The sequence below is a fragment of the Saccharopolyspora sp. NPDC002376 genome, from assembly GCF_053593195.1.
Genome location: NZ_JBSFBZ010000037.1, coordinates 25,163 through 46,165 on the forward strand (window position 1 = coordinate 25,163; position 21,003 = coordinate 46,165).

Genomic DNA, 21,003 nt, shown 5'->3' on the forward strand with positions numbered 1-21,003 from the left:
GTCAGTCGTCGTAGGGGTCGTCGTTACCGGCTGAGCCGTAATCGGTGGCCTGGGACGGGTCGACGAGCGCGAAGCGCGCGCCCATCGGGTCGCGCAGCACCGCGACCCGTCCGAGGCTGGAGTCGTACGGGTCCACGCGGACCCGGCCGTGGTGGGCGACCGCGGACCGCACCATCTCGTCGGTGCCGATCTCCTCGTCCACACCGAGGTAGACCAGCCAGTGCGGGTGCGCGTCCGGGCTGAGATGATCGCGGATCATGCTGACCCGGGCCAGCACCGAATCGCCGCCCAGATACCAGACCTCGTAGTCGGAGACGTGGTCGGTGCCGAACTGCTCACCGGTGTAGCCGAACAGGCCACCGTAGAAGTGGTCGGCCGACTGCGCCTTGATGGTGACCAGCTCGGCCCACACCAACGTGCCTGGCAAGCCGACGTCGAACTGCCACTGCGCGTCCGGCTCCAGCAGGCCGAACTCGTCGTCCGACGGGCTGGTCAGCACCAACTTCACGCCCAGGCCCGGCACCCGGCTGCGCGGCACGACGATCTGCCCGCCCAGCTTGCCCGCCTCGGCCGCGGTAACCGCGCTGTTCGCGGTCGCCAGGAACAGCCGCCACCTCGAACGGCCGTCCGCGGACTCGCGGATGCTGGCCACCGGGTATCCGTCCCGGTGCGCGATCACGTGCGAGCCCTCGCGCGGATCGTCGTGCTCTTCGAACTCCCAGCCGAGCAGACGGCCGTAGAACCCGCAGGCCATCGGCACGTCGGTGGTCACCAGCTCGATCCAGCAGGGCATCCCGGCAGGGATGTCCCAGCGAGCTCTCTCGACGGACATGTCCAGCCCCCAGCTCGTCAAGATCACTTGTCGGGTTAATTATGCACCGTTTGGAGAACGTGTAAATTCGTCGTCCGAGTCAGCCGGGTTTGCCCAGGGTGTGGTTGACACTCGGGGTTGAGTGTTTCGACGGAACACTCCGACAACGAAGATCACGATCGGGTCAAACACCTGGACAGAGCACCACTTCTGGAGCAACCGCGCCGAATCGTCCGACTATGCCGGTCACAGCGCTGCGATGTCCACACTGGACGCGAACCCGCCACCGCTGATCGGTGCGGCGGTGGCGGGTTGCGGTTGCGGCTCGTGGTGACGTCAGCGGCCAGCGGTCGCCTTGGCCTCCTCCTCGGTCCCGACCGAAGCGGTCGCGCCGGGCAGCGGACGAGCCGCGGACTCCTTGGTGAACCAGACCCCGATCGCGCCGATGACACCCGCGCCGATCAGGTAGTAGGCCGGCCACATCAGGTCGCCGGTGGTCGCGACCAGCGCGGTCATCACGGTGGCGACCGTGCCGCCGAACAGCGACACCGAGATGTTGAACGAGATCGACAGCGCACCCTGCCGGATGTGCGTCGGGAACAGCGCCGGCAGCGTGGACGGCATGGTCGCGCTGAAGATCACCAGCGTCAGACCCATGATCAGCAGCCCGGCGAACACCGTCGAGACCGTGTTCTGCTGGATCAGCAGCACCGACGGCACCGACAGCACCACCAGCGCCACGCACCCGGCCATGATCACCGGCTTGCGGCCGACGCGGTCGCTGATGCTCCCGATGAACGTGATCACGACCAGCATCACCGCCATGACCACGATCTGCAGGATGTAGGACTCGGTCTCGCCGATCACCGGCGGCAGCGCGTCGGTCAGGTAGGTCGGCATGTAGGCGGTGAGCATGTAGTTGGTCACGTTGAACACCAGCACCAGCGCCCCGCACACCAGCATGGGCGGCCAGTACTGGACGAAGATCTCCTTGAACTCCCCCTTCACCGGTTCCTTCTGCTGCGCTTCGTGCTCCTCGACCAGCGCGGCGAACGCCGGGGTCTCCTCGAGCTTCAGCCGCAGGTACATGCCGACGATGCCCAGCGGTCCGGCCACCAGGAACGGGATGCGCCAGCCCCAGGACAGCAGGTCGGGCTCCGGCATCGCCGCGGTCAGCACGGCGACGATCACCGCGCCGAGGATGTAGCCGGTCAGCGTGCCGAACTCCAGCCAGCTGCCCAGGAAACCGCGTCGCCGGTCCGGCGCGTACTCGGCGATGAACGTCATCGCGCCGCCGTACTCACCGCCGGTGGAGAAGCCCTGGACGAGCCGGGCGAGCAGCAGCAGAATCGGCGCGGCCAGCCCGATCGTGTCGTAGCTGGGGATCAGGCCGATGCCGAACGTCCCGGCCGCCATCATGATCATCGTGGTGGCCAGCACTCGGGTGCGCCCGATCCGGTCGCCGAGCGGCCCGAAGTACATCCCGCCGAGCGGGCGGACCAGGAACGCCGCGGCGAAGGTGCCGAAGGTCGCCAGCAGCTGCGAGGTCGGGCTGGACTCCGGGTAGAAGACCTTGCCGATCGTGGTGGCCAGGTAGGCGAAGACGCCGAAGTCGAACCACTCGGTCACGTTGCCCACGGCCGCCGCCGCGACGGCCCGGCGCACCAGGCCCGGGTCGACCACGGTGATGCCGTCGACCGAACGGATGCCGGACTCAGGGTTCGGCGTGCTCTCCCGACCGGTCACCGCGCGCACCGCCCGGCCCGGTCGGCCAGCAGGTCAACGAGCTCCGGTGTTTTCCATCGGAAAGCGAACATGCCGAAGAACGATAGTGCGTGGAATTGTGGATCGCCGATCCGGATGCGAAAAGAAGATATTTCGATCACATTGCAATCGGGCAAATCATGCATACCGAAAGTTCTGGCCAGAACAGAGATCGCCGAAAAATGTGAAGCCAATTCACATAATGGGATGCAGAACAGAAAGACGACGAGCTTCACCTGCGCAATTCAGCCCCACCAGACCAGATTGACACGCCCACAACCAGCGGAAAATCATGATCTCACGACGCGTGAAGCAGGCCGATCACCTTCTGAAAGACCGCCCCCCGAGTCCGCTGACGTTTCAGCATCGAGCTAAATCGAGCGCACGAGAACAGCGACTCAATGCTCAATTCAGAAATTTGTTCGATACGTTTCGAACCGGACGCGGGTGATCAGGTCGCGTCGGCGTCGAACGGAGGTTTGTCGAACGGCTGTTTCTCGCCACCGCTCAGCGCGCGCGGCGGAGGCTGGGCCGGCGTCGAATGCGGATCCGGGCGCTCGTCGAGCAGATAGTTGACGACCGCACGTCGTGGGTCGGCATTGCGCAGCGCGTTGAACTGCTGGAGAGGCTCTCGCAACTGCTCCAGCGGTTCGCGCAGGTCGTCGCCGAACTCCTCCTGGAGCCGCTGCTGAGCGCCCGTGGCGTACTCGCGTGCCTGGCGCAGCGTGCGACCGGCCCACGCGGCGGTCTGCGGCAGCCGCTCCGGCCCCAGGATGAACAGACCTGCGACGAGCAGAACGGCCAGGTGCGGCAAACTCATCCCGACCACCTCCAAAGCCACACGCAGAGTACTCACCAGGCCGGTGGGAGCCGTCGAGCGGGCGCTGGAACGCCACGCGAACGAGCGGCTCCGGACACCGTTTCCGGTCCGGCGACCGCGGATATGGTGACGAGGGGACCGTTCCGCGCGAAACGGTCCGATGAGGACCAGCACGGAGGGTTCGGTGGATCTCGGGGAGTTGCTCTCTTCGTTGGCGCAGCTGCCCCTACCGCTAGTCATCGCGGCGGCAGGCGCGCTCACGCTGGCCGAGTGCACCATCGGCCTCGGCCTGATCGTGCCCGGCGAAACCGGCCTGCTGATCGCCGCCTCGGCTATCACCGACGTGTTCGGGTTCGTGGCGATGGTCCTGGTCGTCACCGTCTGCGCCACCACGGGGGACACCATCGGGTACTGGCTGGGGCACCGCTACGGCTACCGGCTGCGCGAGACGAAGCTGGTCGGCCGCATCGGCCGCCAGCACTGGGACCGGGCCGCCGACCAGCTCCGCAGGCACGGCGCGGGCGCGGTGTTCGTCGGCCGTTTCCTGCCCGTGCTGCGCACCCTGACCCCCGCTGCGTCCGGCGCCTCCGACCTGCGCTTCCGGCGCTTCCTGCCGGCATCGGCCGCCGGGGCGCTGTGCTGGTCGACGCTGCACGTGGGCATCGGCACCGGCGCGGGCGCATCGGCCCGCTACGTCGAGCACGTCCTCGGCGAAGCCAGCTGGTTCGTGCTCATCGCCGTGGTCGTGGTGGTCGTCGGGGTGGTGGTGTGGCGGAAGGTCCGAGCTCGCCGCACGGCGGCGAAGGAAGCAGCTCAGACCCCCCGCGCAGAGCAATAACCGCGATCAGCCGAGTTCCACTACGTGGCCCGCGCGCACGACGTGCACCGGCGACGTCAGGACGGACAGGTCGCGGTGCGGGTCTCCGGACACCACGAGCGCGTCACCCCGGAAGCCCGGCGCCAGCCGACCCGCCTCGCGCTCGATGCCCAGCAGCGTCGCGGCCGAGGTCGTCGCCGTGCGGATGGCGTCCAGCTCCGACAGGCCCGCTTCGTGCATCAGCTGCACCTCGCGACCGATCGGGTCGACCTCACCGCCGGAGGAGTCGCTCCCGGCCGCCAGCGGCACCCCCAGCTCGTGGGCCGCTCGCACCGCGTCCTTCAGGATCGGCAGGTAGGTGCGGCCGCGCTCGGCGAGGATCGGGTTCTCGTCGTCGATCATCCCGGCGATCGGCGTCAGCGTGGGTGTGAAGAAGGTGTTCCGGCGGAGCATCTCGTGCAGGGTCTTCTCGCCGACGAACACGCCGTGCTCCAGCGAGCGGATGCCCGCGGTCACCGCGTCGTGGCAGCCCTTCTCGCTGTAGCTGTGACACAGCACGCCCTTGCCGCCCCGACGTGCCGCGGCAACCACCTCGGAGAGCTGCTCGTAGGAGTACACCTGGGCCTGCGGGTCCTGCTCGGGCAGCCCGGCCCGCTCGTTGACCCGCGTCTTGATCATGTCGGCGCCTCGGGCGAGGTTCACCTCGACAACGCGGCGCAGGGCCTCCGGCGAGCGAACGCCGTCGGAGAGCCGGGCCAGCGGTGTGAGGTCGGGGTCGGCCAGGACTGTGTCGCCGAGGTCCGGGGTGACGAAGATGCCCGCCGCTTTCAGCGCAGGGGCCAGCTCGGGCACCTGGCGGGCCAGCTCGCGCACGGCGATGTCCTGGTAGAAGTTCGTCGACCCACTGCGGGCGCTGGTGGCACCCTGGCGGACCGCGGCGCGCGCCTCGTCCGCGGTGTTGAGGTGGATGTGCGCGTCGACCAGTCCCGGCAGCACCCAGCAGCCCTGAACGTCGAGGCGGGTCGCACCGGCCGGCACCTCGACGCCGCCGCGGGCTCCGGCTGCGCGCACGACGCCGTTGCGGATCACGACCACGCTGTTCTCGACGACCTCACCGGTCGCCGGGTCGAGCAGCGTGCCGCCATCGATGACCAGATCCCCTGCGGACGGACCGGGCTTCGGTGCAGCAGTGGCCGAACGGGGCGTGGCTGCGACAGCGGCGGTCCCCGCCAGAACGGCGGCTGCGGTGAGCACGCCTCGGCGGGTGAGGTGGTTGGCGGGCGGCGGAGCGGGGTCAACGCACATTACGAGCTCCTCGATATCCGAGCACAGGCTGTTCTGTATACCAAATTGAGCGGACAATACCCAAAATTCAGGCAAGCATCGCGACCACTCCAACGAGTCTGATCATTTTGGTATACCACGCGAGAAGAATGCGCAAGATGGCTGGACCGCCTGAGCGTCTCGATCACCAGACTCCGCAGGCAGCCCTGCCTCGCCCCTGTCACGACCGTGGACAGCCCAGACCCGCGAGGACCACCATCTGGACAGGCAGCCGCACTCGAAGCCCCGGATCGACCATCTCGGCGACCACGAATCGTCGCTCGCGGAACCTCTTGACGAGCCCAAAGAAGCGGTCTAGCGTTTTCGAATCACAAACGTATACTTCCGCAATTCGAAATAGAAATTTCGTCGGCCACCCCGACGACTGCACCGCTCCCCCTCTGCGCCGCGGGGTTTCGCGGAAGCCCCGGTCGCATCCGCCACCGGAGAACCCCATGTCCCCATCGAGCAACCCCGGCACAGCTTGAACACCAGGACGCGGGCAGCGCGCTGAGCGAAATTCCGCACCACAGCCCACATCCGATGCCCGGCACAGACAAGGAAGTCGAAAGTTGCGCACAGGACACCTGGGCGGCCAGATGACCGCCATGGGAAAAGGGGCCGATGTGGACCTCTCCGCCACGACGACCAGTTCCCGGCTGTACACCTACGACCTCGCGCCCACCCAGAAGGAAGGGCGCCGGTGGGGTGCTTACAACGTCTTCACCCTCTGGGGAAATGACGTCCACAGCCTCGGCAACTACGCCTTCGCGATCGGGCTCTTCGCGATCGGGTTGAACGTGTGGGGCATCCTGGCCGCCTTCCTCCTCGCCTCGCTGCTGCTCTTCCTGCTGCTGACGCTGTCCGGCTACATGGGGCACAAGACCGGCGTGCCCTTCCCGGTCATGAGCCGCATCGCGTTCGGCACCAAGGGCGCGCAGATCCCAGCCGCCGTACGCGGACTGGTCGCCATCGCCTGGTTCGGCATCCAGACCTACCTCGCCTCCGAGGTGCTGAGCACCTTGCTGGTGGCGATGTTCCCGTTGCTGGAGTCGCTGAAGCCCCAGTCAGTGCTCGGGCTGCCGCTGCTCGGCTGGATCACCTTCCTGTCCCTGTGGGTGATCCAGGTCCTCATCGCCAGCTACGGCATGCACGTGATCCGCAAGTACATGGCGATCGCCGCGCCGACCACGCTCATCACGATGTGCGCGCTGGCGATCTGGATGTTCATCCGCGCCGACGGCTCGATCGCGCTATCCACCGCGCAGCCGCTGGTCGGCACCGACATGTGGTTGCACGTCCTGGAGGGCGCCGCGCTCTGGGTGGTCATCTACGGCACCTTCGTGCTGAACTTCTGCGACTTCACCCGCTCCGCCAAGAGCCGCCAGTCGATCATCCGCGGCAACCTGATCGGCATCCCGGTGAACATGCTGTTCTTCGCCGTCATCGTGGTGGTGCTCAGCGGCGCGCAGTTCAAGCTGGACGGCAAGATCATCACCAGTCCGACCGACATCGTGCAGACCATCCCGAACATGGTGCTGCTGGCTGCCGCGTCGATCGCCCTCATCGTGCTGACCATCGCGGTGAACCTGCTGGCCAACTTCGTGGCACCGATCTACGTGCTGGTGAACCTGTTCCCGCGGCACCTGAACTTCCGCAAGGCCGCGCTGGTCAGCGCCATCATCGGTCTGATCATCCTGCCGTGGAACCTCTACAACAGCCCGGTCGTGGTGAACTACTTCCTGGGTGGTCTCGGCGCACTGCTCGGTCCGCTGTTCGGCGTGATCATGGCCGACTACTGGCTGATCCGAAGGACCCGGGTGAACGTGCCGGAGCTCTACAGCGAGGACGAGCACAGCGAGTACCACTACCGCGGCGGGTACAACCCGAAGGCCGTCGGAGCGTTCATCCCGGCCGCGGCGATCGCCGTCATCGTGGCGCTGGTCCCCGTGTTCGGTGCGGCTTCCGGGTTCTCCTGGTTCATCGGCGCGATCCTGGGCGCGATCATCTACGCCGTGATCGCCAACCGCAAGCCCGATGCGACCGATGTGGACGGTGAATCGATCGCCGTGGCCGCCGAGTGAGCCGCCGACCGGGCCCGCTGCGGGCGGGCCCGGTCCCCCACCGCACCACCACGCAACACGAGTCCGGGGACGGGTTCCCCGAAAGAGGTCGAACAATGCGCATTCTGGTCGCGAACGTCAACACCACCGCGAGCATCACCGAGTCCATCGGTGCGCAAGCAGCCGGTGCAGCGTCTTCCGGCACCGAGATCGTTCCCATCACGCCGGCCTTCGGCGCGGAGTCGGTCGAGGGCAACTACGAGAGCTACCTCGCCGCGATCGCCGTGATGGAGACCGTTCGGGCCTACCCCGAGCCGTTCGACGCGATCATCCAGGCCGGCTACGGAGAGCACGGCCGGGAGGGGCTGCAGGAGCTGTTCGACGTCCCGGTCGTCGACATCACCGAGGCCGCCGCGAGCACGGCCCAGTTCCTCGGCCGCACGTACTCGGTGGTGACCAGCCTGGACCGCACGGTCCCGCTGATCGAGGAGCGCCTGCACGCCGCTGGGCTCAGCGCGCGCTGCGCGTCGGTGCGCGCGAGCGGTATGCCCGTCCTGGCGTTGGAGCGCGATCCTGGTGCCGCGGTGGACGCCATCGCCGAGCAGGCGGCGCGTGCGGTCGAGGACGACCGAGCGGAGGTCATCTGCTTGGGGTGCGGTGGCATGTCCGGGCTGACCGAGCGCGTGGTGGAGCGGACCGGCGTACCCGTCGTGGACGGCGTGACCGCGGCGGTGACCATCGCCGAGTCGCTCGTGCGCCTTGGTTTGACCACGTCCAAGGTCCGGACTTACGCCTCCCCCAGGCCGAAGAAGATGCTCAACTGGCCACCTGCGATGGGCTGACTTCGACAGAAAATGGTATACCAAAGGTGCTACGGTTGAAGCCATGAGTGAACCGCAGAACCTCAGCGCGCAGGACCAGGTGCACCTGCGACGCTGCGTCGACCTCGCCCGCGAAGCACTGGACGACGGCGACGAGCCGTTCGGCTCCCTGCTCGTCGACGCCCATGGCGTGGTGCGCTTCGAGGACCGCAACCGGGTCAAGGGCGGCGACGCCACCCGGCACCCCGAGTTCGAAATCGCGCGCTGGGCGACCGAGAACCTCTCCCCCGCCGAGCGCCGCGAGAGCACCGTCTACACCTCCGGCGAGCACTGCGCGATGTGCAGCGCTGCGCACGCCTGGGTCGGGCTCGACCGCATCGTCTACGCGACGAGCAGTGAGCAGCTGACCTCGTGGCACCGCGAGTGGGGACTGCCCGCCGGTCCGGTCACGCCGCTGGCGATCAACGCGGTCGCGCCGGGCATCCCGGTCGCCGGACCGGACCCGGAGCTGGCTGACGAGGTTCGCGGCCTGCACGCCCGGCTGCACCGCATCGAGCAGAGCTAGGTGTCGTTTCGCGGTCACGCGACCTGGATGATCCCGCAGGTCGCGTGACCGCTGATCGTCAGGAACCCGCCGGGCGCTGGCGTGCTGCGGCCATGCCCTGACCAGCGGCGAGGTGTTCGGCGATCAGCTCCTCCACCCGCGCAACGTCCCGGTCGGCGATGGCCGCGTAGAGGCCCTCGTGCTGCTCGGCGATCGCGGTGAGGTCGTCGTGCTGGCCGAGCAGCCACCGCATCCGGCCGCTCATGACCCGATCCAGCTCGTTGAGCAGCTCGTTCGCCGCCAGCGAGGTCACCACCTCGTGGAAGTCCGCCGCCGCGCGCCGGGCCCGCACCTCGTCGCCCGTGCGCGCCGCCGCGAGCTCGGCGTCCACGACTTCGCGGAGCCGGGCCAAGCCGTCCTTGGTCCGCCGCTGGGCCGCCAGTTTGAAGGTGAGCGCTTCGAACGCCCCGCGCACCTCGTTGAGGTCCGCAACGTCCGAGGCGGTGAACTCGCGGACCACCGCCCAGCTGCGCGGCCGGGGCGTGACCAGCCCTTCGGCCACCAGCGACCGCAGCGCATCGCGCACCGGGAGGCGGCTCACCCCCAGCTCGGCCGCCAGGTCGCGCTCCACCAACCTGCTGCCCGGGGCTCGGACGCCGTCGACGATCTCGTCTCGGAGCTGCCGCATCACGCGCTCCGACTCGGGTTCGAAGCTCCCTGCCTGTGCCATGAGTTCAAATCTCCATCGCGGTCTGGACCGCCATCGTATCGGCGGAACCGCTCCGGCAGTGGTCCACCGTCCCGCGATCCACAGTGGACCGATCCGTCCGCCGCCGCGATGGACGGGCGAGAGCGTCAAGGCAGGCAGGGAGCGCCTCGACGCGAGACGGCTACTGACCGCCCTTCTGCACGTAGGAGCGCACGAAGTCCTCGGCGTTCTCTTCGAGGATGTCGTCGATCTCCTCCAGGGCGGCTTCGGTGTCGTCGTTGAGCTTCTCGCGCCGCTGGCTACCGGTCCGCGCGGGTTCGTCGGCAGGAGCGTCGTCCTCGACCGGCCGCTGGTGGTTCTTCTCCTGTCGCATCGGCGAGCTCCCTGATCGGCGTGTCGTCCTCATCGCAGTACCCGTTGCAGCACAAGGAGAATCCGGGTTATGACTCACGTTTCCGAGGTGTCCGGGGCCGGGTAGTGCTGGAGCGCACCTGTCCGGCTTCGACCCGTTGGGACTGGTCCAAGTGGATCCGAACGAGGAGATCACCCCCGCCGAAGACACCCCGCGGACTCCGCAACCGGAGGCCGACGAGGGCGTCGACGAAGTGATCGCCCTGGGCTACGACTGATCGCGCGTTCCCACGACCGGCCGCCGGGCACTGCGCACCCGGCGGCCGGTGCAGTCACGAATCAGCTCCAGCCTGGCCTCGGTGAGTTCCTCAGCGGTTACCTGCAAGAAGACGAAAGCCCCGGTCAGGCGGTCGCGGTGATGGTCACCGAGCGACTGCCCGCCGGGGCGCGGACCTGCGGGTCGTGGGTCAAGCCCGCTCGCGGGCGTTCCCGCGGCCGATGAGGAACCACAGGATGCTGCCGAGGAACGGCGCGAGGAACACGAACACGATCCAGACCACCTTCATCCCGAAGCTCTGGGGCGAGCCGAGGACGCTGATCAGCGCACCGATGACCAGCACCACGTAGAGCAGCACCGGAATGGCGATCAGAAAGAGGACCAGGCCGCCCGTGAGCGCCTCGTTGTCGAGGGCCAATGAAGCCTGCTGGACGACTGCGTGCATGCTGCGCGCTCTCCTGTCCGCGCCGGTGGCGCGTCTCGTACCCCGTCGCGGGTTTTCCGTTCCCACGATCAACTTCGAGGATGAAGGTATTTCGGCAGCGCGTGCGCTCACATCCTCCCGAGCACTGGTTCCGCAGTGGTCCGCGAGTCGTACCCCGGGTAGCACTCCAGTCGTAGCCGGTCCCCAATGTCCAATGTGGTCAGGACGATCGGTGGATTGAAATCGCGCCCGCGCGGGCAGCCAGTTGGCGAACACCTCCGGCCTGACGCGGAAGGGAGGCGTTCAGCGTGACGCAGGATGCCTGGGACCGGATCGGCGAAGTCGTGTTCGCCGTCGCGCGGATCGTCGTGTCGTTCCTCTTCGTGCTGCACGGCGCAGCGACGCTGTTCGGAGTGCTCGGCGCTGGCGCCCCCACGCCCGTCGGGCTCTGGCCGGGGTGGTGGGCAGGCCTGATCCAGTTCGTCTGCGGCGGGCTGGTCCTGATCGGTCTGGGCACCAGGCCGGCAGCGCTGATCTCCTCCGGAGCGATGGCGTTCGCGTACTTCACCGTGCACCAACCGCGCGGGCTGTTCCCCATGCAGAACTACGGCGAGCTGGCTGCGCTGTACAGCTGGTTCTTCCTGCTCTTCGCAGCGCTCGGCGCGGGCCCGTTCTCGATCGACGCCCTCCTGCACCGCGCGCGGCAGTCCCGCGCGCGGTGATCCGGATCAGGCGTTGACGCCGGTGAGGGCGAAGAACTCCTGCCGCGAACGGGCGTCCTGGCGCAACGTGCCCAGCAGGGTCGAGGTCACCGTGTTCGATCCGGTGGCCTGCACTCCGCGCAACGTCATGCAGGTGTGCTCGGCTTCGATGACCACGCCGACGCCCTTGGGCTGCAGCTGCTCGGACAGCCGAACGCACCCGCCCCGGCCGACTCGGCGCGGAACGGGCGTTGACCAAGGCCCGGGAGGCGCTCGCCGGGTACGGCTTCGAACCGGATCGGGAGGTGCCTGACTGCGTGCGGCTGCGCAACTGCGTCCCTGAACTGGTGTGCGGCCTCAACCACGCCTTCCTGAGCGGCTTCCTCGCCGGACTCCAGGCGCGCTCCGTCGAAGCCGTGCTCGAACCGCGCCCCGGCGAGTGCTGCGTCTCGCTGCACAGCACGTGACGATCTATGTACAGCACGTAACGATGGTTCGGGACGAAAGCCCTGAATTCGGCCGCTGACCTGCCCATACCGGCGCCGCACGGGTTACTGGAACACTGCTTGCGGAGCTATGCTGCACCTGCGATGGCCCGGCACTTCGGGGAGCTTTTCCCTCACAAGCCCCGAGCCGTCACGGAGTCGATGGAAGAGGTGTCAACCGTGGAATCCGAAACCGCCCGCCCCGCTCTCCGGTGGGAGCCGCCGGAGTTCGAGGAAACCGTGTGGGAGCACCCAGACTTCGAAGAAGTCCTGTGCACTTCCGAAGTGACGATGTACATCGGCCGGATGGAGGACTAGCAGCGGTCGGGAGATCGGGACCGATCTCCCGCCGGGCGGACTGAGGTGAGCGCGGATGACCACGGCGGTGCGATCGTCGAGCCGACCAGCTCTGGCCTCGCACGTGCGGCTGGCCTTCGACCGGTCGCGCAGCCAGTACGTCCTGCTGGGGCCGGAGTCCGTGCTGGTCCTGAACCCGCCGGGAGCGTCGATCCTCGATCTGTGCGACGGGCAGCGCACGGTCGCCGACATCGTGGCGAACCTGCGCGGCCGGTACGACCGGGTGGCCGACGAGGAGGTGACCGGGTTCCTCGACCGGCTCGTTCTCAGGCGGTACGTGGAGGTCGGCGATGACTAGCCCCTACGGAATGCTGGCCGAGCTCACCTACGACTGCCCGCTGCACTGCCCGTACTGCTCCAACCCGCTGCGGATGGGCGACTACCGCGACGAGCTGACCACCGAGGAATGGCAGCGGGTGATCGGCGAGGGCCAGGAGCTGGGCGTCCTGCAACTGCACCTGTCCGGCGGCGAACCCCTGCAGCGCCGGGACGTGGTGAACATCGTGCGCTTCGGCAGCGGACTCGGCCTCTACACCAACCTCATCACCAGCGGACTCGGCCTGTCCCAGCGACGGGCCGAACAACTGCGCGAGGCCGGCCTCGACCACGTGCAGCTCAGCATTCAGGCGCACGAGGCCACCGCGTCCGACCGGATCGCGGGCACCCACAGCTTCGACCGCAAGGTGGCGGCAGCCCACCTCATCAAGGAACTCGGCTGGCCGCTGACGATGAACACCGTGCTGCACCGGCTGAACATCGACCGGATCACCGAAATCCTCGCGCTGGCCGAAGAGCTCGGCGCCGACCGCGTCGAACTGGCCAACACCCAGTACTACGGCTGGGCCTTGCGCAACCGCGCCGCGCTGCTGCCCAGCCGAGCCCAGCTCGACCACGCCGAGGAGGTCGTGCGCGCCGCCCGCACGCGACTGAAGGGCCAGGTGGAGATCATCTACGTGCTCCCCGACTACTACAGCCGCTACCCCAAACCCTGCATGGGCGGCTGGGGCTCGCACCAGCTCACCGTGGTGCCCAACGGCGACGTCCTCCCCTGCCCCGCCGCACACGTCCTGCCGCTCCCACACCCCAACGTCCGCACCGACGCGCTGGGCCGGATCTGGTCGGATTCACCGATGTTCCAGGCCTTCCGGGGAACCGACTGGATGCCCGAACCCTGCCACAGCTGCCCCCGCCGAGAAGTCGACTTCGGCGGCTGCCGCTGCCAGGCCTACCTCCTCACCGGGGACCCAGCCCGCACAGACCCGGTCTGCATCCTCTCCCCAGACCACAACATCGTCACCGAAGCAGTCCAAGCAGCCAACGAAGAACACCGCGAAAAAGTCCTCACCCCACGCCCCCACCCCCGCGACATCCCGTAGGTCGTGAGTGCACAGCAGTGCTAGAACACCGCTACGCACTCACGACCTACGACTGTGCACTGTGGATTCGCTGGTGGTCGCATTGGCAGGCGGGCAGTTTTTCCCAAAATTCGGGCTCTTCTGCCGTATCCGTGGGCCGATGGGACGGCACCATCGTGTCAGCAGCGGTGTTACAGGGCGGACGAACGCGCGCAGAGGTGGCGTTGAGAGCAAGATTTCTTTGGGGTTCAAAGCGGTAGGTGGCCACCCTGGCAGGCGAGCCAGTTTTTTCCTGAAATTGGCAACGTTTTAGACGAAACGTGCAGTGGGCACCGACGCCAATTTCAAGAAAAACTGCCACCGTCACCACCTATCGCTCCGCCATGGACCGACGTCCCGGAGGGACGGAGCTCACGCGCGTCGCCCTATATCGCCACTGTTCGCAGGGTGGTGACGTCCGTCGACACAGCAGGAGGGCCCCAGTTCCGCCAAAATCGCTTCTCAGGTCAGGTGACCCCCCTCGGCTTTGAACCCGAAGGGACCCCTCCAGAAGCGCACTCCCCATGGATCCGGCGGGAGGGCCCAGGGCTCAACGAATCCACTGATCGCTACGCCCGGCAGTTGACCCACTGCGGACAGTTTCGTCCGCCGCCAGCACCACTCCCCCGGACGGAGTCGGTGTTGAGAGCGTTGATGCGGGAGGTAGTGTGTGGGGCTGATGACAGGGGAGCGCCGTTGTGAAGGGCGCTGAGAGTGCGGGTGAGCCGCAGACCCTCCGAACCTGCTCCGGTTAGCACCGGCGAAGGGAGTTCAAGTGGTGCGCGGTGCCGCTTTCCGCTATCGGACGATCGATTTCGTGACCGTGGCCATGCTCGGTGTCGCGATCGGCGTCGCTTTCTGGGGCTGGTCCCAGCTCTACCAGGTGTTGAGCACCTTCTCCGTATTCGCCTTTCCGCCCAGCGCCGGCCTCTTCGGGGGTCCGTGGCTGCTCGGTGGCGTGATCGGCGGTCTGATTGTTCGCAAGCCCGGGGCCGCGCTGCTGACCGAGGTCATCGGCGCTTCCGTCGAGGCATTGCTCGGCAACAGCTGGGGCCTGTCGACCGTGGTCTCCGGGTGCGTCCAGGGGCTGGGGGTTGAGCTGGTCCTGGGCGTGTTCCTGTGGACCCGGTTCGGTCCCCTGGTCGCCGCGCTGGGTGCTGCGCTCGCTGCGGCGTTCGAGTCGTTCTACGAGTGGCAGGTCTACTACGTGGACTGGGCGCTGCCCTACCAGCTGGCTCACCTCGGGTTCTTCGTGATCTCCGGAGTCGTCATCGCCGGTCTGGGCGGCTGGGCACTGGTTCGCGGTCTGGCCGCGACCGGGGCTTTGGACGCCTTCGGGCCCGGCCGGGAGCACCACGAGCGGACAGCGGTGTGACGATCTCAACGGGGCTGCGCGCTGAGCTGCGGGGCTTCAGCTGGAAGCCGCTGGGACGGCGCGCTCCCACGATCCACGAGCTCGACCTGCGCATCCGGCCCGGCGAGCGGGTTCTGCTGGCCGGGCCGAGCGGGGCGGGGAAGTCAACGGTCATCCACGCCCTGGCCGGTGTGCTCGGCGGCGCGCTGCCCGGTGAGGCCAGCGGGGACGTCCAGGTCGACGGCCAGATCGGGCTGGTGCTGCAGAACCCCGGGTCCGCGGTGGTGGCTGATCGGATCGGCCGCGATGTGGCGTTCGGGCCGGAGAACAACGGGATCCCTCGGGAGGAGATCTGGCGGCGGGTCGCCGAGGCCCTCGAGCTGGTCGGCTTGGACTACCCGCTCGACCGGCCGACGTCGGCGCTGTCCGGCGGCGAGCTGCAGCGCCTCGCTCTCGCCGGGGTTCTGGCGATGCAGCCCTCGATGCTGCTGCTCGACGAGCCGACTTCGATGCTCGATCCCGACAACGCCGACCGGGTGCGCAACGCCGTGGCGAACGTCGTGACGAGCACGGGTGCCTCCCTGGTGGTCGTCGACCACCAGATCGGACCGTGGTTGGAGCTCATCGACCGTGTCGTCGTCCTCGACTCCCACGGCCAGGTCGTGCACGACGTCGACCCCGAAACCTGCCGGGCCCGGCTCACCCAGGAGCTCGGCCGTGCCGGGGTGTGGATGTCCGATCTGCCCGTGCCCGAGCCGATCGACGTACCGGAAGCCGTGGTGGCTCCGGACGGCCCCGGCCCGCAGCTCGACGCCCACGATCTAGGCGTGGACCTCGTGACCCGGCGGATGCGCTCATCCGCTGCGGTCACAGCGCTCGACGGCGTCTCGGTCTCCGTACCGCCAGGGCAGGTCTCGGCGTTCACCGGCGCATCGGGAGCGGGCAAATCCACGCTCCTCGCCGCGCTGGCCGGCCTGGTCCGCCCCAATCGCGGCAGCATCAGCGGCACGCCTATCCCGTTGCACCGGATGAATTCGATCGAGCTGGCACGGATCGTCGGGTGGGTTCCGCAGAACCCGGAGCACGGTTTCCTCACCACCAGCGTCCGGCAGGAGATCGCGCACACCGGGGCACGGCTGGGCACCACCGTCCAGGTCGAGCCGATCCTGGACGTGCTCGGCCTGAGCGCTCTCGCCGACGCCAACCCCTACCGGCTCTCCGGCGGCGAACAGCGACGCGTCGCGCTCGCCGCCGCGCTCGCGCACCGGCCAGGCGCGCTGATGCTCGACGAACCCACCGTCGGGCAGGACCGCCACACCTGGGCTGCCATCGCCGGGTGGATGCGCGCGGCCGCGCGCTCCGGCACCACTGCGGGCGTGTCCACCCACGACCCGATCCTGATCGACATCTCCGATCGCGAAACGCGGCTGCACCGCGGGCAGGTGTTGGCGCGATGAACGGTGTGCTGGCCAGGGTGAATCCCCTGGTGCTGGTCGCGGTGGGATTGCTGGCGCTGATCGCTTCGCTGGGCGTGCGTTCGCTGACCTCCGCGATGATCACCACGTGCGTCTACGTGCTCGCCGGGCTGCTGATGCTGCCCGCGCGCTCCGGGCGTCCGATCCGGTTCGCGACCGTCCTGCTGGGCAGCGCGTCTGTCGCCTACTCGACGTGGCTGCTTGGCGGCGGTCAGCTCGACGTCGCTGCCACGGCAGGTCTGCGCATCGCTGTGCTGGCGTTGCCCGGGGTGGCCGTCGCGCCCCTGATCGAGCCGATGGCGCTGGCCGATCAGCTCGGGCAACGCCTCCGACTCCCCCACCGGTTCGTCGTCTCGTTCGCCGCCGCGCTCCAGCGGTTCGAGCAGCTCGGTCAGACCTGGCAGCACCTGTCGCGGGCGCGCCGTTCGCGCGGGTTCGGCCCCGGCCGCGGGCCGGTTTCCCGGACCCGGCACGCCGGCTCGGTCACCTTCGGGCTGCTGGTCACCACCATGCGCGAAGCCACCAGCGCCTCGATCGCCATGGACGCCCGCGGCTTCGCCCACGCCCACCGCCGCACCTGGGCGGAACCGGCGCCCTGGACCCGAACGGACACTGCTGTGCTCCTGTTCGGAGCCCTGCTCGCCGCCGTCCCGTACGCGGTCGGGGCCCTGGTCAGCTGAAGTAGACGCCGATGCGCTGACCGGCGATGTCGTGGACGTCGATCTCGAGGTCGAAGATCTCGTGCAGGACCTGCGGGGTCATCGTCTCCGCGACGGGACCTTGAGCCACCACCGCGCCGTCCTTCATCGCCACCACATTGTCGGAGTGGCAGGAGGCGAAGTTGATGTCGTGCACCACCAGGACCACCGTCTTGCCGAAGTCGTCGGCCATCCGGCGCAGGCGGCGCATCATCAGCACCGCATGGCGCATGTCCAGGTTGTTCAGCGGTTCGTCGAGCAGGACGTAGTCGGTGTCCTGGCACAGCACCATCGCGACGTAGGCGCGTTGGCGCTGGCCGCCGGAGAGATGGTCCAGCTGGCGGTCCGCCAGCTGGACCAGTCCGAAGTAGCCGATCGCCTCATCGATCGCCGCCAGGTCCTCCGGGGTGAGCTTGCCGCGGGAGTGCGGAAACCGGCCGAAGGACACCAGCTCGCGCACGGTGAGCCGCGCGGTGAGGTGGTTCTCCTGGCGTAGCACGGCCATCGTGCGGGCCAGCCGGTCGCTCGGGGTGCGCGCGACGTCCAGGCCGTCGACCGTCATGGTGCCGCTGTCTGCGGGCATCAGGCGGCTCACGATGCCCAGCAGCGTCGACTTCCCGGCACCGTTGGGGCCGATGATCGAGGTCACGCCGCCGCGCGGGATGGTCAGCGACACGTCGTCGACGACGGTCGTGCGGCCGTAGGACTTGGTGATGTTGCGGATCTCGATCAACGCCGCGACTCCCGGATGAGCAGGGCGATGAAGTAGGCACCGCCGACGAAGTTGATGACCACGCTCAGCGTGGTGTCCAGGTCGAACAGCTGCTCCAGCAGCAGCTGCCCGCCGACCAGGGCGATCACCGAGATCAGCGCCGCGGCGGGCACCAGCACGCGGTGCCGGATCGACCCGGTGAGCTGCCGGGCCAGGTTGGCCACCAGCAGCCCGAGGAAGGTGATCGGCCCGACCAGCGCCGTCGACACGGAGACCAGGATCGCGATGACGATCAGCGCGCGGTTGACCACGGCCCGGTGGTCGACGCCGAGGTTCACCGCGTAGTCGCGCCCCAGGGACACGACGTCGAGCTGCCGGAACAGCCGCACGCCGTACCCCGAGACCACGACGACGAGCAGCGCGCTCAGGGCCAGCAGGTCGGTGTCCACTGCGTTGAAGCTGGCGAAGTAGGTGTCCTGCAGCACCACGAACTCGTTCGGATCGATCAGCCGGGACACGAACGAGGCCAGGCTGGCGAACAGGGTGCCGAAGATGATGCCGACCAGCACCAGGACGTAGAGATCGCGGCTGCGCCGCCCGAACAGCCAGCGGTAGAGCACGCCGGCGAACAGCACCATCACGCCGACCTCGACGGCGAACATCAGCCGCGTGTCGACGCCGGTGAGCACCAGCGACCCGAACAGGAAGACGATCAGGGTCTGGATCAGCACGAACAGCGAGTCGAAGCCCATGATGCTGGGCGTGAGAATCCGGTTGTTCGTGACGGTCTGGAACAGCACGCTGGAGAAGGCGATCGCGTAGCCGACCACGACCATCGCCGCGATCTTGCGGGTCCGGATGCCCAGCGCGTACTCCCAGTTGCCCTTCAACCCGAGCACGCAGAACCCGACCACGGCCAGCACCGCGACCGCGAACAGCAGCCCGAGCACCCGGCGCTCGTCGCGGCGTCCGGCGCGCAGGGCGGTGGCGGAGTCCGGGTGCGGCATCACGCCACCTTCTTCCGGGTTTTGAGCACCAGCGCGATGAACACTGCGCTGCCGATCACCCCGGCGACCGTCTCGACCGGGATCTCGTACGGGAAGCGGATCGTGCGGCCCAGCACGTCGCACAGCAGCACGAAGAACGCGCCGGCCAGCGCCGTCACCGGCAGCACCTTGCGCAGGTTGTCGCCGAGCGCCATGGTCACCAGGTTCGGCACGATCAGACCGAGGAACGGGATGTTGCCGACCGTGACCACCACGACCGACGTGGTCACCGAGACCAGCACCAGCCCGACGTTGACCACCCGGTTGAAGTCGACGCCCAGGTTGATCGCGAAGCTCTCGCCGAGCCCGACGACCGTGAACCGGTTGGCATAGAGGTAGCTGATCAGGGTGATCGCCCCTGCCACCCACAGCAGTTCGTAGCGACCGCGCAGCACGCCGGAGAAGTCGCCGCTGGTCCACACCGACAGCGTCTGCAGCAGGTCGGACTGGTAGGCGACGAACGTGGTGATCGAGCTGATCACGCCGCCGAGCATGATGCCCAGCAGCGGGACGACGATCATGTCGCGGTAGGTGATGCGCTTGAGCAGGGCCAGGAACAGGAACGTCCCGGCCAGCGCGAAGACGGCGGCCACGGCCATCTTCGCCAGCAGCGAGGCCGAGCCGAACAGCATCGTGGCGACCAGAACGCCCAGCGAGGCCGATTCGGTGGTGCCCGCGGTGGACGGGGAGACGAACCGGTTGCGGGAGACGTGGATCATGATCAGTCCCGCGACGCTCATCGCCGCGCCGGCCAGCAGGATCGCCAGCAGCCGGGGCAGGCGGGACTCGAACAGCAGCAGCAGTTCTTCCGGGTCCCCGGCGAGCAGGCCCTGCGGGGTCAGGCTGCCGACCCCGACGAACAGCGACCCGCACGCGAGGGCGAGCAGCACTGGCGCTGCGACGAGCAGCTGCCAGGTGCGCACCCCCGCGCGGGTTCGCCGCATTCCTCCGGCGTCGGCAACCGACCGCTCTCCGGTCGATTGCCGTGTCACGACAGGCTGTCCCGAACCGCACCGACCATCTGCTCGACCGAGGCCAGGCCGGTGGGCGCGATGTACCAGGTGAACGGGTCGAGGTAGACGATCTTGCCGTTGCGAGCGGCCTCGGTCTGCTTGACCAGTGCGTTGTCCAGGACCTGGCTGGCCGCCTTGCCCTCTTCGCCGATCGCGGCGTCGCGGTCGACCACGTACAGGATGTCGGGGTTGACCTCGGAGATGAACTCCGGCGAGATCGCGTCGCCGTGCTTCTCGGTGGACAGGCCCTCATACGCCGGGGCGACGCCGAGCGAGTCGTGCACGATGCCGAAGCGCGAGCCCGGCCCGAAACCGCTGATCTTGCCGCCGGTGGTGAGCACCACGAGGCCGGAGAGCTTCTTCTCGGTGGCCATCTCGTTGACCTGGCGCACCGACTCGTCGAGCTCGGCGAACCGCTTGTCGATCTCGGCCTGCTTGCCGAAGATGGTGCCCAGCGCCCGGGTCCGCTCCTTCACGCTGTCCAGGAAGTTCGCGTTGTCGACGGTGAGGTCGACGGTCGGGGCGATCTTCGACAGCTCCGCGTACTGCGGGGCCGAGCGGTTGGCCACGATGATCAGGTCGGGGGCCAGCTCGTTGACCTTCTCGAAGTCGGGCTCCTTGAGGCTGCCGACCTTCGGGTACTCGTCGGTGCCGTACTTCGCCAGCGAGTCCGGCAGCGAGGCCACGGTCGGCACCCCGGCCACCGGCACGCCCAGCTCGTCGAGGGTGACCAGCACGCCGATGTCGAAGACGACGACGTTCTTCGGGTCGGCGGGCACCTGGGTCGAGCCCTGAGCGTGGTTGACGGTGATCTGCGCGCCCGCACCGTCCCCACCGGCGGAACTGCCGCAAGCCGACAGGGTGAACAGCGCGATGATGGCGACGAGCGCCACCCATCCGCGCCGCAACATGCTGGTGAGCACGCTAAGTCTCCTCACGTTCGTTCGATCTTCGAGAACAAAACTTAGCCTAAGCTAAGACAGCCCGAAGTCCACACAAAGGTCAGCTTCGCCACAATTCGGACAAAAGCGTGTTCAGGTGCTC

At 68.1% G+C, this 21,003-nt stretch carries 24 protein-coding genes, 1 pseudogene and 1 riboswitch; of the genes and pseudogenes, 12 read left to right on the forward strand and 13 right to left on the reverse strand.

The features are described from left to right. Window position 1 precedes the first annotated feature (1 nt). From ACWCO2_RS23265 to ACWCO2_RS23280, 4 genes are all read right to left on the reverse strand, one after another. Complete coding sequence (locus ACWCO2_RS23265; protein ID WP_450129860.1) at window positions 2–832, reverse strand: VOC family protein; 831 nt, start codon at window positions 830–832, stop codon at window positions 2–4. Between the two features lie 315 nt (window positions 833–1,147). Then, the gene (locus ACWCO2_RS23270) at window positions 1,148–2,557 is read right to left on the reverse strand and encodes an MFS transporter (RefSeq protein ID WP_450129861.1); all 1,410 of its coding nucleotides are present in this window, start codon (window positions 2,555–2,557) and stop codon (window positions 1,148–1,150) included. Next, on the reverse strand, window positions 2,554–2,811 hold the full coding sequence (locus ACWCO2_RS23275; RefSeq protein ID WP_450129862.1) for a hypothetical protein: 258 nt from the start codon (window positions 2,809–2,811) through the stop codon (window positions 2,554–2,556). Before ACWCO2_RS23275 ends, ACWCO2_RS23270 begins: the two co-directional genes overlap by 4 nt. Window positions 2,812–3,026: 215 nt before the next feature. Further along, entirely contained in the window at window positions 3,027–3,395 is a 369-nt protein-coding gene (locus ACWCO2_RS23280; RefSeq protein WP_450129863.1) for a twin-arginine translocase TatA/TatE family subunit, read from the reverse strand. Between the two features lie 184 nt (window positions 3,396–3,579). Here ACWCO2_RS23280 and ACWCO2_RS23285 point away from each other — a divergent pair, with 184 nt between their 5' ends. After that, the gene (locus ACWCO2_RS23285) at window positions 3,580–4,233 is read left to right on the forward strand and encodes a DedA family protein (RefSeq protein ID WP_450129864.1); all 654 of its coding nucleotides are present in this window, start codon (window positions 3,580–3,582) and stop codon (window positions 4,231–4,233) included. A 6-nt stretch (window positions 4,234–4,239) separates the two neighbouring features. Here ACWCO2_RS23285 and ACWCO2_RS23290 read toward each other — a convergent pair whose 3' ends face one another. Continuing rightward, complete coding sequence (locus tag ACWCO2_RS23290) at window positions 4,240–5,517, reverse strand: amidohydrolase family protein (protein ID WP_450129865.1); 1,278 nt, start codon at window positions 5,515–5,517, stop codon at window positions 4,240–4,242. A gap of 590 nt (window positions 5,518–6,107) precedes the next feature. Between ACWCO2_RS23290 and ACWCO2_RS23295 the strand changes: the two genes are divergently transcribed. The 3 genes from ACWCO2_RS23295 to ACWCO2_RS23305 all read left to right on the forward strand — a co-directional run bounded on the left by ACWCO2_RS23295 (window position 6,108) and on the right by ACWCO2_RS23305 (window position 8,984). Next, window positions 6,108–7,619: an NCS1 family nucleobase:cation symporter-1 gene (locus tag ACWCO2_RS23295; RefSeq protein ID WP_450129866.1), complete on the forward strand. Its 1,512-nt coding sequence runs from the start codon at window positions 6,108–6,110 to the stop codon at window positions 7,617–7,619. 95 nt (window positions 7,620–7,714) lie between these two features. Continuing rightward, entirely contained in the window at window positions 7,715–8,440 is a 726-nt protein-coding gene (locus ACWCO2_RS23300) for an aspartate/glutamate racemase family protein (RefSeq protein ID WP_450129867.1), read from the forward strand. Between the two features lie 43 nt (window positions 8,441–8,483). Continuing rightward, the gene (locus tag ACWCO2_RS23305; RefSeq protein ID WP_450129868.1) at window positions 8,484–8,984 is read left to right on the forward strand and encodes a nucleoside deaminase; all 501 of its coding nucleotides are present in this window, start codon (window positions 8,484–8,486) and stop codon (window positions 8,982–8,984) included. 58 nt (window positions 8,985–9,042) lie between these two features. Here the strand turns inward: ACWCO2_RS23305 and ACWCO2_RS23310 are convergent, their stop codons facing one another. The 3 genes from ACWCO2_RS23310 to ACWCO2_RS23320 form a co-directional block, all read right to left on the reverse strand. Beyond that, entirely contained in the window at window positions 9,043–9,693 is a 651-nt protein-coding gene (locus ACWCO2_RS23310; protein ID WP_450129869.1) for a GntR family transcriptional regulator, read from the reverse strand. 160 nt (window positions 9,694–9,853) lie between these two features. Further along, entirely contained in the window at window positions 9,854–10,045 is a 192-nt protein-coding gene (locus ACWCO2_RS23315; RefSeq protein WP_450129870.1) for a ubiquitin-like protein Pup, read from the reverse strand. A 445-nt stretch (window positions 10,046–10,490) separates the two neighbouring features. Further along, window positions 10,491–10,745, reverse strand: a complete 255-nt coding sequence (locus ACWCO2_RS23320; RefSeq protein WP_450129871.1) for a PLD nuclease N-terminal domain-containing protein — start codon at window positions 10,743–10,745, stop codon at window positions 10,491–10,493. 287 nt (window positions 10,746–11,032) lie between these two features. On the opposite strand from ACWCO2_RS23320, the gene ACWCO2_RS23325 reads away from it, so the two are divergent. Then, the gene (locus ACWCO2_RS23325) at window positions 11,033–11,446 is read left to right on the forward strand and encodes a DoxX family protein (protein WP_450129872.1); all 414 of its coding nucleotides are present in this window, start codon (window positions 11,033–11,035) and stop codon (window positions 11,444–11,446) included. Between the two features lie 6 nt (window positions 11,447–11,452). Here ACWCO2_RS23325 and ACWCO2_RS23330 read toward each other — a convergent pair. Next, window positions 11,453–11,635: pseudogene (locus ACWCO2_RS23330) on the reverse strand (GTP cyclohydrolase I); the annotation flags it as partial. A gap of 41 nt (window positions 11,636–11,676) precedes the next feature. Between ACWCO2_RS23330 and ACWCO2_RS23335 the strand changes: the two are divergent. From ACWCO2_RS23335 to ACWCO2_RS23365, 7 genes are all read left to right on the forward strand, one after another. Then, window positions 11,677–11,892, forward strand: a complete 216-nt coding sequence (locus ACWCO2_RS23335; RefSeq protein ID WP_450129873.1) for a hypothetical protein — start codon at window positions 11,677–11,679, stop codon at window positions 11,890–11,892. 198 nt (window positions 11,893–12,090) lie between these two features. Beyond that, window positions 12,091–12,228 (forward strand): pyrroloquinoline quinone precursor peptide PqqA, encoded by a 138-nt coding sequence (gene pqqA / locus ACWCO2_RS23340; protein WP_450129874.1) that lies wholly within the window; start codon window positions 12,091–12,093, stop codon window positions 12,226–12,228. A gap of 55 nt (window positions 12,229–12,283) precedes the next feature. Continuing rightward, window positions 12,284–12,565, forward strand: coding sequence for a pyrroloquinoline quinone biosynthesis peptide chaperone PqqD (pqqD, locus tag ACWCO2_RS23345; RefSeq protein WP_450129875.1), 282 nt, complete (start codon window positions 12,284–12,286; stop codon window positions 12,563–12,565). Beyond that, window positions 12,558–13,643, forward strand: coding sequence for a pyrroloquinoline quinone biosynthesis protein PqqE (gene pqqE / locus ACWCO2_RS23350; protein ID WP_450129876.1), 1,086 nt, complete (start codon window positions 12,558–12,560; stop codon window positions 13,641–13,643). Before pqqD ends, pqqE begins: the two co-directional genes overlap by 8 nt. A 692-nt stretch (window positions 13,644–14,335) precedes the next feature. Further along, a riboswitch (TPP riboswitch) is annotated at window positions 14,336–14,447 on the forward strand. A 31-nt stretch (window positions 14,448–14,478) separates the two neighbouring features. Then, a complete protein-coding gene (locus ACWCO2_RS23355; protein WP_450129877.1) occupies window positions 14,479–15,036 on the forward strand; it encodes an ECF transporter S component in 558 nt (185 codons plus the stop codon). After that, window positions 15,033–16,472 (forward strand): ABC transporter ATP-binding protein, encoded by a 1,440-nt coding sequence (locus ACWCO2_RS23360; protein ID WP_450129878.1) that lies wholly within the window; start codon window positions 15,033–15,035, stop codon window positions 16,470–16,472. The genes ACWCO2_RS23355 and ACWCO2_RS23360 overlap by 4 nt, the downstream gene beginning before the upstream one ends. Then, window positions 16,469–17,170, forward strand: a complete 702-nt coding sequence (locus ACWCO2_RS23365; protein ID WP_450129879.1) for an energy-coupling factor transporter transmembrane component T — start codon at window positions 16,469–16,471, stop codon at window positions 17,168–17,170. Before ACWCO2_RS23360 ends, ACWCO2_RS23365 begins: the two co-directional genes overlap by 4 nt. Here ACWCO2_RS23365 and ACWCO2_RS23370 read toward each other — a convergent pair. From ACWCO2_RS23370 to ACWCO2_RS23385, 4 genes are read right to left on the reverse strand one after another with little or no spacing between them, the layout of a single operon-like run. Next, window positions 17,163–17,921, reverse strand: a complete 759-nt coding sequence (locus ACWCO2_RS23370; RefSeq protein WP_450129880.1) for an iron ABC transporter ATP-binding protein — start codon at window positions 17,919–17,921, stop codon at window positions 17,163–17,165. The genes ACWCO2_RS23365 and ACWCO2_RS23370 overlap by 8 nt on opposite strands. Then, window positions 17,918–18,907, reverse strand: a complete 990-nt coding sequence (locus tag ACWCO2_RS23375; protein WP_450129881.1) for an iron chelate uptake ABC transporter family permease subunit — start codon at window positions 18,905–18,907, stop codon at window positions 17,918–17,920. The genes ACWCO2_RS23370 and ACWCO2_RS23375 overlap by 4 nt, the downstream gene beginning before the upstream one ends. Beyond that, window positions 18,907–19,938: an ABC transporter permease gene (locus ACWCO2_RS23380; RefSeq protein ID WP_450129882.1), complete on the reverse strand. Its 1,032-nt coding sequence runs from the start codon at window positions 19,936–19,938 to the stop codon at window positions 18,907–18,909. Before ACWCO2_RS23380 ends, ACWCO2_RS23375 begins: the two co-directional genes overlap by 1 nt. Further along, window positions 19,935–20,882: a siderophore ABC transporter substrate-binding protein gene (locus tag ACWCO2_RS23385; RefSeq protein WP_450129883.1), complete on the reverse strand. Its 948-nt coding sequence runs from the start codon at window positions 20,880–20,882 to the stop codon at window positions 19,935–19,937. Before ACWCO2_RS23385 ends, ACWCO2_RS23380 begins: the two co-directional genes overlap by 4 nt. Window positions 20,883–21,003: the final 121 nt, after the last annotated feature.